The organism is Streptomyces sp. NPDC000404, from assembly GCF_040300365.1.
GTDB lineage: Bacteria > Actinomycetota > Actinomycetes > Streptomycetales > Streptomycetaceae > Streptomyces > Streptomyces ramulosus.
Map to the genome: position 1 here is coordinate 273,278 of NZ_JBEPDN010000003.1, position 12,542 is coordinate 285,819.

The 12,542-nt window shown below is 73.1% G+C and carries 9 protein-coding genes; 8 read left to right on the plus strand and 1 reads right to left on the minus strand.

The window, feature by feature from the left end:
- The first annotated feature begins 85 nt into the window (after window positions 1-85).
- From ABT345_RS07140 to ABT345_RS07170, 7 genes are all read left to right on the plus strand, one after another.
- A complete protein-coding gene (locus ABT345_RS07140) occupies window positions 86-412 on the plus strand; it encodes a hypothetical protein (RefSeq protein ID WP_345090143.1) in 327 nt (108 codons plus the stop codon).
- Window positions 413-512: 100 nt separating this feature from the next.
- The gene (locus ABT345_RS07145; RefSeq protein WP_345090146.1) at window positions 513-1,463 is read left to right on the plus strand and encodes a TIGR03619 family F420-dependent LLM class oxidoreductase; all 951 of its coding nucleotides are present in this window, start codon (window positions 513-515) and stop codon (window positions 1,461-1,463) included.
- A gap of 291 nt (window positions 1,464-1,754) precedes the next feature.
- Entirely contained in the window at window positions 1,755-2,540 is a 786-nt protein-coding gene (locus tag ABT345_RS07150) for an SDR family NAD(P)-dependent oxidoreductase (protein WP_345090149.1), read from the plus strand.
- Between the two features lie 227 nt (window positions 2,541-2,767).
- Window positions 2,768-3,895: an LLM class flavin-dependent oxidoreductase gene (locus tag ABT345_RS07155; RefSeq protein ID WP_345090152.1), complete on the plus strand. Its 1,128-nt coding sequence runs from the start codon at window positions 2,768-2,770 to the stop codon at window positions 3,893-3,895.
- 137 nt (window positions 3,896-4,032) lie between these two features.
- The gene (locus ABT345_RS07160) at window positions 4,033-5,772 is read left to right on the plus strand and encodes an N-acyl-D-amino-acid deacylase family protein (protein ID WP_345090155.1); all 1,740 of its coding nucleotides are present in this window, start codon (window positions 4,033-4,035) and stop codon (window positions 5,770-5,772) included.
- Window positions 5,769-7,274, plus strand: coding sequence for an aldehyde dehydrogenase family protein (locus tag ABT345_RS07165; RefSeq protein WP_345090158.1), 1,506 nt, complete (start codon window positions 5,769-5,771; stop codon window positions 7,272-7,274). The genes ABT345_RS07160 and ABT345_RS07165 overlap by 4 nt, the downstream gene beginning before the upstream one ends.
- A gap of 359 nt (window positions 7,275-7,633) precedes the next feature.
- Complete coding sequence (locus ABT345_RS07170) at window positions 7,634-9,211, plus strand: APC family permease (protein ID WP_345090161.1); 1,578 nt, start codon at window positions 7,634-7,636, stop codon at window positions 9,209-9,211.
- Between the two features lie 423 nt (window positions 9,212-9,634).
- Here ABT345_RS07170 and ABT345_RS07175 read toward each other — a convergent pair whose 3' ends face one another.
- Window positions 9,635-11,179 (minus strand): CehA/McbA family metallohydrolase, encoded by a 1,545-nt coding sequence (locus ABT345_RS07175; protein ID WP_345090164.1) that lies wholly within the window; start codon window positions 11,177-11,179, stop codon window positions 9,635-9,637.
- 265 nt (window positions 11,180-11,444) lie between these two features.
- Here ABT345_RS07175 and ABT345_RS07180 point away from each other — a divergent pair, with 265 nt between their 5' ends.
- Entirely contained in the window at window positions 11,445-12,269 is an 825-nt protein-coding gene (locus tag ABT345_RS07180; RefSeq protein WP_345090167.1) for a TIGR03619 family F420-dependent LLM class oxidoreductase, read from the plus strand.
- Window positions 12,270-12,542 lie beyond the last annotated feature (273 nt).

Consider the following 12,542-nt stretch of genomic DNA (forward strand, 5'->3'; position numbering starts at 1 on the left):
TGTCGCTGCCGCATGCCGCGCCTGTGGTCGGACTTTCGCGCGAGGTGCACGCGCCGGGGTTTCGTGTCGCGGAGGTGATCGCTCGATGAGTGGGGCGGGCGACGTGCGGGTGCTGCCGTGGGAAACGCCGGACGGTAAGACCTGTCTGTTGATCGGCGACGGCAAGGGGCTCGTCTCGCGAGTGGCGGACCGCGTGGAGGAAGTGCAGCTCGGGATGGCGGCGGAGTTGCTCGGGCATGCGGATGTGCTGCTCGATGACCGCCGGGTCACCGGGGTCGAACTTCGTTTTCTCGCGACTCGACTGGCCGAGGCGCTGCGCTGCGCCTGCCGTATCGCGGAGGGTCGGGTGCGGGAAAGCCCAGCTCCTGGCGAGGGGGCGGCGAGGGGAGGCGCTGCCCGGGCGGACGACTGAGGCTTCGTCCGTGTCCGTCGGCCTCTTGCCCGGTGGTGGTGGAGCGCTCACCATTGGCGCACCGTAGCAATGTGACGACTCGTCAGATGTGAGGTGGGCGATGGTGCGGGTGCTGCCCGAGGGGCGGTTGGCGTACGGGATGCAGTTGCCGGTGCAGGCGCAGAGCGGGGTGTTCGCGGAGGAGTGGGAGGCCGGGGCGGGGTCGGCGGATCTGGTGGCGGTGGCGCGGGCGGCGGATGCGTACGGGTTCGCGTACGTCGCCTGCTGTGAGCATGTGGCGATTCCGCGGCGGCTGGCCGGGGCCATGGGGACGGTCTGGTACGACCCGGTGGCCACGCTGGCGCATCTGGCGGCGGTCACCGAGCGGGTGCGGCTGCTGAGTCATGTCGCGGTGGTCGGGCTGCGGCATCCGCTGCTGTCGGCCAAGCAGTTCGCGACGCTCGACCGGCTGTCGGGCGGGCGGCTGATCATCGGGGTGGGCGCCGGGCACGTCCAGGAGGAGTTCGAGGCGCTCGGGGTGGACTTCGCGCGGCGCGGGGCGGTGCTGGACGAGACGGTGGACGCGCTGAAGGCGGCGCTGGGGCCCGAGGAGTTCGTGGCGTTCGAGGGGGAGCGGTTCGCGTTCTCGGGGCTGGGGCAGGCGCCGCGCCCGGTGCAGACGCCGCGGCCACCGGTGTGGGTCGGCGGCTCCTCGCCCGCGGCGGTACGGCGGGCGGCGGAGCGGGGGGACGGGTGGCTGCCGCAGGGCGACCGACGGCCTCAACTGCGGGAGAAAATCGGCGTGTTGAAGGGGCTGCGGGAGGCCGCCGGGGTGGTGGAGCCCGCGGAGATCGGGGCGATCGCCGAGCCGCTGTACGTCGGCGATCCCAGGTGGGACGTGGGACGTCGGACGCTGAGCGGGGCGCCCGAGCGGATCGCCGCGTCGCTGCGGGAGTACCGGGAGATGGGCGTCGACCAGATCCAGGTGCGGTTCCGTTGCCGGGGGCGGGAGGAGCTGACGGATCAGATGGCGGCGTTCGGGGAGGGGGTCGCGCCGTTGTTGGGGGAGTGAGCCGGGGGTTGGCTGTTGGGCGTTGGCTGTTGGACCTTGGGCGTTGGGTGTTGGGCGTGGGACGTCGGACGTCGGGCGCGGGCCGCAGCGCGGTGCCGGGCGCGGGCCCGAATCCGACGCCGGGTGCGGGCCCCGGCCCAGCGCCAAGCGCGCGGCCGCCCCCGACACCGAACAGCGCCGAGCGCACCACCAAACACACCACCAAACACACCACAAAACACACCACCAAAGACAGCTCCAACCATCGAATCGACCGCAGAACCACCTACGAACCCACACGAGGGGCCGGGCATGGGCAAGCTGGACGGGCGGGTCGTCGTCATCACCGGGGCGGCGCGCGGGCAGGGCGAGCAGGAGGCGCGGCTGTTCGTGGCCGAAGGGGCGCGGGTGGTGATCGGGGACGTGCTGGACGAGCCGGGTGCCGCGCTCGCCGCGGAGCTGGGGGCGGACGCCGCGCGGTACGTGCACCTGGACGTGACACAGGAGGACGACTGGGTGGCGGCCGTGGCGGCGGCGAAGGAGGCCTTCGGGAAGATCGACGGGCTGGTCGCCAACGCCGGGATCCTGCGGTTCAACGCGCTGACCGCCACGCCGCTGGCGGAGTTCCTGCAGGTGGTGCAGGTCAACCAGGTCGGCTGCTTCCTGGGGATCCGCACCGTCGCGCCGGAGATCGCCGCGGCGGGCGGCGGCACCATCGTCAACACCGCCTCGTACACGGGCGTGACCGGCATGGCGTACGTCGGTGCCTACGCGGCGAGCAAGCATGCCGTGCTGGGGCTCACCCGGGTCGCCGCACTGGAGCTGGCCGCCCAGGGGATACGGGTGAACGCGGTGTGCCCGGGGGCGGTGGACACGGCGATGACGAACCCGGCGGCGCTCGACCCGGAGGCGGACCCGGAGGCGTCGGCGCGGGCGGTGGACGCGCTCTACCGGAAGCTGGTGCCGATGGGGCGGATCGGGCAGCCGGCGGAGGTGGCCCGGCTGGCGCTCTTTTTGACCTGCGACGACTCGTCGTACATCACCGGGCAGCCGTTCGTCGTGGACGGCGGCTGGCTGGCGGGCGTCGGCCTCGGCTGAGCGGTTCGGGGGAGGCGCCGGGGTCGCGCCCCAGGCTTGTATCTGACGCTCCATCAGCTATTGACGCCTGGCGGTGCCGGTGGAACAGTCTGCGCAGGCTCGCTTATCTGACGCAGCGTCAGAAAAATTGCACCACCCACCCGCACGCCCCGTCACCCGGCGGCGTCCTCGCGAAGCGGCGTCGGAAGAGACGTAAGTCGGAAGAGACGTAAGGACGGTGAACTCCCGTGGAATTCGGGATCTTCGTACAGGGCTACGTCCCCGCCGCGCGCGCCGCGGCCGACCCCGAGGCCGAGCACCACGCGCTGATCGAGGAGACGGAGTACGTCATCCAGGCGGACCGCTCCGGCTTCAAATACGCCTGGGCCTCCGAACACCACTTCCTGGAGGAGTACTCCCACCTCTCCGCCAACGACGTGTTCCTCGGCTACCTCGCCCACGCGACGGAACGGATCCACCTCGGATCGGGGATCTTCAACCCCCTCGCCCCGGTGAACCACCCCGTGAAGGTCGCCGAGAAGGTCGCCATGCTCGACCACCTCTCCGGCGGACGCTTCGAATTCGGCTCCGGACGCGGCGCCGGCAGCCACGAGATCCTCGGATTCATGCCGGGCGTCACCGACATGAACCACACCAAGGAGCTGTGGGAGGAGACCATCGCGGAATTCCCCAAGATGTGGCTCCAGGACGAGTACGAGGGCTTCCACGGCAAACACTGGCAACTCCCGCCCCGCAAGGTCCTCCCCAAGCCGTACGGCCCCTCCCACCCGGCCATGTGGTACGCCGCCGGCTCCCCCTCCTCGTACGCGATGGCCGGACGCAAGGGGCTCGGCGTCCTCGGGTTCAGCGTGCAGAAGGTCGCCGACATGGAGTGGGTCGTCGACTCGTACAAGAGCGCCGTCAAGGACGCCGAGCCCGTCGGGGACTTCGTCAACGACAACGTGATGGTGACCTCGACCGCCATCTGCGCCGAGACGCATGAGAAGGCCGTGCAGATCGCCGTCGGCGGCGGGCTCAACTACCTCCAGTCGCTGCTCTTCCGCTACCACGACACCTTCCCGCGGCCCGACGGCATCCCCGCCTGGCCCGAACTGCTCCCGGACTACACCGAGGAGCTGATCGAGCTGCTGATCGCCGAGGAGCTGATGATCTGCGGCGACCCGGACGAGGTCCTCGCTCAGTGCCGCCGCTGGGAGGCGGCCGGCGCCGACCAGCTCTCCTTCGGCCTGCCCATCGGCATCAGCCGCGACGACACGCTCACCTCCATAAAGCTCATCGGCGAGCACGTTATCCCGCAGATCGACACGGACCCGGTGCACCGGACGACCCGCTTCCGGCAGACGCGCGGCGCCTGACGGGGCGGCCGCGGACCGCCGCCGGACGGATCCCGGCCCGGCGCCCGGCCCCGCGGCGCGCCGCCACCGCGCGCCGTCGCGCCCCGCGTCGTCGCGCCCCGCGAGACCCCGCCCGCAGGACGAGAAGGGAACCCGCCATGCTCGACCACCTCATCCAGGGCGCCACCGTCGTGGACGGCACCGGCGCGCCCCGCCACCTCGCCGACGTCGGCATCAAGGACGGCCGCATCGCCACCGTCGCCCCACCGGGCACCGTCACCGAACCGGCCCGCACCACCGAGGACGCCACCGGACTCGTCCTCACCCCCGGCTTCGTCGACCCGCACACCCATTACGACGCCCAGCTCTTCTGGGACCCGTACGCGACCCCGTCGCTCAACCACGGCGTCACCACCGTCGCCGGCGGCAACTGCGGCTTCACCCTCGCACCGCTCCACCCCGACCGGCCCGGCGACGCCGACTACACCCGCCGCATGATGAGCAAGGTCGAGGGCATGTCCCTGGTCGCCCTCGAAGAAGGCGCCCCCTGGGACTGGCACGGCTTCGGCGACTACCTCGACGCCCTCGAAGGCCGCATCGCCGTCAACGCCGGATTCATGGTCGGCCACTGCGCCCTGCGCCGCCACGTCATGGGACCCGACGCCATCGGCGGCCGACCCGCCCCCGAGCAGCTCGACGCCATGGTCGCCCTCCTCCACGACGCCATGGACGCCGGAGCCTGGGGCCTGTCCACCACCCAGTCCTCGACCCACTCCGACGGCGACGGCGCGCCCGTCGCCTCCCGCCACGCCGACCGCGCCGAACTCCTCGCCCTCTGCCGCGCCGTCGGAGAACACGAAGGAACCCAGATAGAAGCCATCGTCTCCGGCTGCCTCGACCGCTTCGGCGACGACGAGATCGACCTCCTCGTCGCCATGACCGCCGCCGCCGGACGCCCCCTCAACTGGAACGTCCTCACCATCGACGCGGCCGTCCCCGACCGCGTCCCCCGCCAGCTCGTCCCCAGCGCCCGCGCCCGCGAGGCCGGCGGCCGCATCGTCGCCCTCACCATGCCGATCCTCACGCCCATGAACATGTCCCTCGGCACGTTCTGCGCCCTCAACCTCATCCCCGGCTGGGGCGACGTCCTCGGCTTGCCCCGCCCCGCACGCATCGCGAAACTCCGCGACCCCGGCGTCCGCGCCACCCTGTTGCGCCACGCCCACAGCGAGGAGGCCGGTGTCTTCCGCCGCCTCGCCGACTTCGACCGCTACGTCATCGGCGATACCTACTCCGCCGCCAACGAAGGGCTCAGCGGCCGCGTCGTTCGCGACATCGCCGCCGAACGCGGCCAGGACCCCTTCCACTGCCTCGTCGAGATCTGCGCCCACGACGACCTGCGCACCGTGCTGTGGCCGATGCCCACCGACAACGACCCCGCCAGCTGGGCGCTGCGCCGCGAGACCTGGCGCCACGAGGACGTCCTCCTCGGCGGCTCCGACGCCGGCGCCCACCTCGACCGGATGTGCGGCGCCCCCTACACCACCCGCTTCCTCGGCGACTGCCTGCGCGGCCGGAAACTCGTCGGCCTGGAGGAAGCCGTCCGGATGCTCACCGACGACCCGGCCCGCCTCTTCGGCCTGCGCGAACGCGGCCGCATCGCCGAGGGCCACCACGCCGACCTCGTCCTCCTCGACCCCGAAACCATCGACGCCGGGCCCGCCACCCTCGTCCACGACCTGCCCGGCGACAGCCCCCGCCTCGACTCGAAGGCCCAGGGCGTCGTCAGCGTCCGCGTCAACGGCACCGAGACGATCCGCGACGACACCGTCACCGGCGCGGTCCCCGGCACCGTCCTGCGCTCCGGCCGCCACACCGCCACCGTGAGCACCCGGTGAGCGCCGCACCGGGAGCGGACCGCACCGAACGGCTCCTCATCGGCGGCGAGTGGACCGAGCCCGACGGCGGACACCACGACGTCCTCGACCCGGCCACCGAGGAGATCGTCGGCCGGGCCCCCGAGGCGTCCACCGCGCAGGTCCGCGCCGCCACCGAGGCCGCCCGCGCCGCCTTCGGCCCCTGGTCGCGCACCACCCCCGAACTCCGCGCCCGCGTCCTCGACCACACCGCCCGGCTGCTGCGCGAACGCCTCGCCCCGTACGCGGAACTCGCCCAGCGCGAGAGCGGCGCCACCACCGCCACCGCCCGCGCGATGCAGGTCGGCGTGGCCGCGGCACGGTTCGCGCGGTACGCCCGCGGGGCGCTGGAGCCGGTCGAGACGCCGCTGCCGCCGCAGGTCAACCCGGCCGGACCGATGGGGAAGGCAGCCGTCATCGGCGCTTACGCGGCCCGCCGCCCGGTCGGCGTCGTCGCCTGCATCACCTCGTACAACAACCCCTGGGCCAACCCCGCCGGCAAGATCGCCCCGGCACTGGCCATGGGCAACACCGTCGTCGTCAAACCCGCCCCGCAGGACCCGCTCTCCGTCTACCGTCTGGCCGAGACGCTTCAGGAGGCGCTGGACGAGGCGGGTGCGCCGCCCGGCGTCGTCAACGTCGTCTCCGGTACCTCCGCGGAGACGGGCGCCGCGGCCGTGGCGGCGCCGGAGACCGACATGGTCAGCTTCACCGGCTCCACCGCCGTCGGCCGGGCCATCGCCGAGGAGTGCGGCCGCGGCATGAAACGCCAGCTCATGGAGTTGGGCGGCAAGGGCGCGGCGCTGGTCTTCGACGACCTCGACGACGCCGGGCTGGACGCCGCGGTCGCCGGCATCGGCACCACCTTCTCCTTCTACAGCGGCCAGATCTGCACCGCCCCGACCCGTGTCCTCGTCCAACGCTCCCTCCACGACCGGCTGGTGGACCGCCTCGCCCGGTACGCGCGCCGGCTGCCCGTCGGCGACCCGCGGGCCCGCGGAACCGTGGTCGGCCCGGTCATCTCCGCCGCCCACCGCGACCGCGTCGAGTCCTACCTCGCCCTGGGCCGCGCGGAGGGCGCCCGTCCGGTCATCGGCGGTCAGCGCCCGGACGGCCCGGACACGGCGCGCGGTTTCTACGTCGCGCCCGCCCTGTTCGCCGACTGCACGCCCGGGATGCGGATCGTGCGGGAGGAGATCTTCGGGCCGGTCGTGGTGGTGCTGCCGTTCGACGACGAGGAGGAGGCCGTCGCGCTCGCCAACGACAGCGACTACGGGCTGCTGGACTACGTCTGGTCCGGCGATGTGGCACGGGCGTTCCGGGTGGCGGCACGGCTGCGCGCCGGCGGCGTCGGCGTCAACACCGTGGGCCGCAACATGGAGGCGCCGTTCGGCGGCTTCAAGCAGAGCGGCGTGGGCCGCGACGTCGGCTCGTACGCGCTGCACGCCTACAGCGAGGTGCAGTCGGTGGTCTGGACGGGGTGACGGGACGGGGTGACCGGTAGGGGTGAGGCGCCCCGGGTGGCGCCTCCGGGGCGAGTTGGCCGGAGGGCTTTCCGGGCGGCCCGGGCGGCGGTGGCCCGGCGGAGTACGGGTGGTGGCCGGGAGGCGTCCGGAAGTCGGACGGGAAATTTTTGGAAGGGGTAAAACGGGCGCCGCTGCGGTTACCGCACGGCGGCCCGGACGACCCACAAGGCATTGACTTGAAGGTTCAAGTGGGATTCGTCATTTCATTGCGCGAGCGAAGCGTGGGGTGCAGTTGCGTAATGAAGGTGTCGCCGGGTCTCCGATGAGCGGATTTCAGCCATCCGGATGCGGAAACAGCAGCACTTAACGTCCTGTTCATGGTTCAGGTAGACCCCCGGCCCCAGACCGGAGACACGGTAACGAGCGTCCCCGCCACCGGCGGAGAAGCCCGCAAGGACACCCGCGGCAAGGGATTGAGCGGCAACTCCGTCGGCCTGCTCGGCAGTGCGGTCATCGGCGTCTCCACCGTCGCCCCCGTCTACTGCCTCACCTCCACCCTCGGCCCCACCGCCGGAGAGGTCGGCCTGCAGATGCCGGCCATCTTCCTGGCCGGGTTCCTGCCGATGCTGCTGGTCGCCTTCGCCTACCGGGAGCTGAACAAGGCGGTCCCCGACTGCGGCACCTCCTTCACCTGGACCGTCAAGGCCTTCGGCCCCCGCATCGGCTGGATGTGCGGCTGGGGCCTGGTGATCGCGACGATCATCGTGCTCTCCAACCTCGCCGGCGTCGCCACCTCGTTCTTCTACCTGCTCCTCGGCGAACTCACCGGCAGCCAGGCCGTCGCCGATCTCGACGGCAACAAAGCCGCCCACATCCTCACCTGCCTCGCCTTCATCGCCGTCGCCACCGCGATCAGCTACCGCGGCATGACCGCCACCAAAGGCGTGCAGTACGCCCTCGTCGGCCTGCAACTCGCCGTGCTCGCCGTCTTCGTCGTCATGGCCGTCGTCAAGGCACGCTCCGGTGAATTCGCCGGATCCCTGCACTTCTCCTGGACCTGGCTCGACCCCTTCGCTGTCCAGTCCTTCTCCGCCTTCACCGCCGGACTGTCCCTCTCGATCTTCATGTTCTGGGGCTGGGACGCCTGCCTGACCGTCAACGAGGAGACCGCCGGCAGCGCCAAGACCCCCGGCCGCGCCGCCCTCCTCGCGATGCTCGTCCTCATCGGCTCGTACCTGCTGACCGCCATCGCCGCGCAGATGTACTCCGGCGTCGGCGACAAGGGCCCCGGCCTCGGCAACCCGCACACCGCCGACAACGTCTTCGCCGCCCTCGCCGACCCCGTCATGGGCACCGCCCTCGGCGTGCTGCTGTTCGTCGCGGTCCTGGCCTCGGCCGCCGCCAGCCTCCAGACCACGTTCATCCCCGTGGCCCGCACCGTCCTCGCGATGAGCGCGTACGAGGCGCTGCCGCCGTCCTTCGCCCGCATCCACCCGCGCTTTCGGTCACCGGGCCGCGCCACCGTCGCCGCGGGCATCGCCACCGGCCTCTTCTACGCCGTGATGAGCCTCCTCAGCGAGAACGTCCTCATCGACACCATCTACGCCCTCGGCCTCATGATCTGCTTCTACTACGCGATCACGGCCTTCGCCTGCGCCTGGTACTTCCGCCGCGACCTGCGCACCGGCGCCCGCGACCTGTTCTTCAAGGGCGTCTTCCCCGTCCTCGGCGGCATCCTGCTGACCGCCGTCTTCACCAAGACCCTCGTCGACATGTGGAACCCGGCCTACGGATCGGGCAGCGCGGTGTTCGGCGTGGGATCGGTGTTCGTCATCGGAGTGGGGCTGCTGGTCCTCGGCTTCGTGCTGATGCTCGTCATGCAGCGGCGCAGCCCGGCGTTCTTCCGGGGGGACGTGCTCACTCGGGGGACGCCGGCGTTGGTGGTGGGGGAGTAGGGGGGCGGGGGCCCCTCCCCCTCCCCTCCCGCCCCACCCACCCCGCCCCACCACCCGCCCCCGGACAGCATCGGCTGCCGCCCACCCGCCTGCCCGCGCCCTCGCACCGCCGCCCTGCCGGGCCGCCCGGCAAGGCTTGTCACGCACCGGTCTTGCCGCAACCTGGCTGCGCGCGCCCTTGCCCCGGCTTGGCTACGCCCAGCCCTGTCGCGGCCCGACCATGCCCGGCCACGCGGCGCTCCAGTCAAGCCGGGCCCTGGGGCGCCCCGGCCGCGCTCCGGTCGCGCGCGGGCCGGCCAACACCGCCCCGCACCGGCCGTGCTGCCGCAGCCGCCCCGCACCGGCCGTGCAGCCCGTCGGCCCCGGCGCCACCTCACCCGGCCCAGCCCGACCACCCCAACCCGCACCCTCCTCCCCCCGCCCTCACCCCACCCCGCCCTCGCCCACCTCCAGAAACACCGGATTGGTGAGCGCCGCCATCCGGCCGGGCGTACCGGGGTTCGCCGCCGGATACCGCACCTCCGCGCGGACATACGCGGCCCGCGCCGGGCTGGTGGTCCATGTGAGGGTGACCGGGCCGTCCGTCGGTATCGGGGCGCTGTGGAGCCTGCCCTGGTCCGTGTGGAAGGAGGCGGTGCAGCCGGGCGTCCCGGACACGGTGAGGCGGACGGTGGCCGGTGCGGTGGCGGGCAGGGTGAGCCGTTCGCCGATGCCGGCGTGTTCGCCGCGGGGGCCGCTGATGCCGAAGGACAGGTCGACGCCGGCGGATTCGGCGATCCACACGCGGCCCGCCCGTATGCCCTCCTGGAGGGCGTGGCGGGACAGGTCGTCGGCGAGGACGACGGTCTGGGGCAGGCCGATGACGTCGGGGTCGCGGTGCGCGTCGCTGTGTCCGACGGCGGGCAGCCACCGGGGACGGTCGCCCCGGGCGTGTGCCACCAGGGCGTTGTCCCAGCCGGCGAGCGCGGTCTCGTCCTCGGCGGTGTACGGGCCGTTCCACACCTCCAGCGCGTCGGCACCGTCGAGGCCGAACTTCCAGGAGCAGCCGATGCACGAGGCGTGCGGGTGCGCCGGTATGGCCAGCCCGCCGGCGCGGTGGACGGCCCGGGCGTACGCGCCGGGAGCGGTCTCGCGGGCGCGGCGCCGCCAGTCGAGGAAGGCCCCGGGGTCGGTGCCGAGCGCCACGAGGTGGCCGTTGCGCGTGGTGATCTCCTCGCCGGTGAGGATCAGCAGGTCGTCGCCCCACAGGCCCTCCCACGCGCGGTGCGAGGACGTGGTGTTGTGCTCGGAGGTGTTGATGAAGTCCAGGCGCGCGGCGCGGGCCAGCGCGGCGATCTCGGCGGGGGTGCGCCGCCCGTCGGAGTGGACGGAGTGGAGGTGGCCGTCCCCGCGGTACCAGGCTCGGCCGCGGCCCCGGGCGCGCTCGGGCGGATACGCCGGCGGCGGCGTGCGCCCGGGGTCGCCGAGGCGGAGCGTCACGGTGATCTCGTAGGTCAGGCCCTGCGGCGCGAGGGTGTACGGGGCGAGCACGAGGTGCCAGGTGCCGGGGCGCACCGGGCCCGGGAGGTAGCCGGGGGTGGCGTCGTCGGCGCGGAGGAAGAAGGTGCTGCGGGCGCCGCCGGACCAGCCGCGGAAGCCCCGGCCGCCGGGGTCGGTGCCGCGTGCGTCGAAGATGCCGATGTCGCAGGCGTTGCCGACGGTGCCTTCGGGGACGTCGGGCCGGTCGTAGCGGTACGCCACGGCGATCTCCCGTACGCCGGGCGGGACCTCGACCGGTACGTACACATGGTCCGGGGTGCCCGGCGGCAGATGACCGCCGACCGTGCGGGTCAGCGTGGCACCGCCGCCACCATCGCCTGCGCCGCCGCCGGACGCCGGTGCCGCGGCGGCGAAGCGTACGGGCCCGAGGGCCAGGGCCCCGGCCGTGCCCGTGGCCGCGGAGAGTCTGAGTACCTCGCGCCGTTCCATTCCCGCCCCCTGATGTCGCTCCGATACCGCTGATACCGCTCTGACGTCTTCCGATGTCTCTGTCCGATGCCGCTGTCCGGCGTGTGCGCGGCGGCCCGTGCGAGGCCCGGCACCGGGCCCGGACCGCGTCGCCGGCACCTCGCGTGTGTCGCCGCGTGAAAACTGTTGTACGCGGGTGTGACACGGCGGGAAAGGGCTGTGGATAACCCGCCGACGGTGAGGCAACATGCGCTGACCGACACGGTTCACACGGAGGTGCGCGCGGATGCGGATCGCGACCACGATCTTCCTCACCGACGAGACGATCCGGCCGGACCGCCTGGCCAGAGAGCTGGAGCAGCGCGGCTTCCACGGCCTCTACCTTCCCGAACACACCCACATCCCGGCCGCCCGGGAGACCCCCGCGCCCATGGGGGAGCCGCTGCCCGACGAGTACGGCCGCTGCCTCGACCCGTTCGTCGCGCTCGGCCAGGCGGCCGCGGTCACCGAGGGGCTGCGGCTGGGCACCGGCATCACGCTCGTCGCCCAGCACGACCCCATCGACCTGGCGAAGCGGATCGCCACCCTCGACTTCCTCTCCGGCGGCCGGTTCACCCTCGGCGTCGGCTTCGGCTGGAACGTCGAGGAGGCCGCCGACCACGGGGTGCACTGGGCCACCCGCCGGGACCTGGTCCGCGACCGGATGGCGCTGATGCGGGCCCTGTGGGCGCCGGAACCCACGGCCTACGAGGGCCCGTTCGGCTCCGTGCGCGCCTCGCTGGCCCACCCCAAGCCGGCCGGCGGCGCGCCCCGTGTCCTGCTCGGCGGCGCCGCCGGTCCCCGGCTGTTCGCCGACCTCACCGCCTACGCCGACGGCTGGCTGCCCATCGGCGGCCACGGTCTCGGCGAGGCGCTGCCCGCGCTGCGCACGGTGTGGACGGCCGCCGGACGCACCGGCGAGCCCGCCGTGGTGCCGTACGCGGTCCGCCCCACGCCCGGCAAGCTGGCCCACTACCGGGACCTCGGCATCGGCGAGGTGGTGCTGCAACTGCCGCCCGCCGGTGAGCCCGAGGTGCTGCGGACCCTCGACGACTACGCGCAGTACCTCTGAGGCGCCGGTACGCCACCACCGGGCCCGGACGCGAACGGGCCCGCCACCGGGGCGCACCGCTCGCGCCCCACGCGGCCCGGACGTCCCGTACGGGGCCGCCCGCCCGCACCCCGCCCCAAGCCGGCCCGCCCCGGGGGCCTCCCGCGCACACGCCCCAGGAGGACGCGTCCCAGGACGACGCGTCCTAGGACCACCGTCCGACCCTCCCGCCCCCAGAGCCCCGTCCGTGGACCGATCCGGCGCCGTGCGGCCGGGCGTACCGTCGAAGAAACG

Excerpts from the sequence above, each read along its gene's own strand:
- ABT345_RS07175 (WP_345090164.1), bottom strand. The coding sequence starts at position 11,179 with ATGGAACGGCGCGAGGTACTCAGACTCTCCGCGGCCACGGGCACGGCC.
- ABT345_RS07180 (WP_345090167.1), top strand. The coding sequence starts at position 11,445 with ATGCGGATCGCGACCACGATCTTCCTCACCGACGAGACGATCCGGCCG.
- ABT345_RS07170 (WP_345090161.1), top strand. The coding sequence starts at position 7,634 with ATGGTTCAGGTAGACCCCCGGCCCCAGACCGGAGACACGGTAACGAGC.
- ABT345_RS07150 (WP_345090149.1), top strand. The coding sequence starts at position 1,755 with ATGGGCAAGCTGGACGGGCGGGTCGTCGTCATCACCGGGGCGGCGCGC.
- ABT345_RS07145 (WP_345090146.1), top strand. The coding sequence starts at position 513 with ATGGTGCGGGTGCTGCCCGAGGGGCGGTTGGCGTACGGGATGCAGTTG.
- ABT345_RS07140 (WP_345090143.1), top strand. The coding sequence starts at position 86 with ATGAGTGGGGCGGGCGACGTGCGGGTGCTGCCGTGGGAAACGCCGGAC.
- ABT345_RS07160 (WP_345090155.1), top strand. The coding sequence starts at position 4,033 with ATGCTCGACCACCTCATCCAGGGCGCCACCGTCGTGGACGGCACCGGC.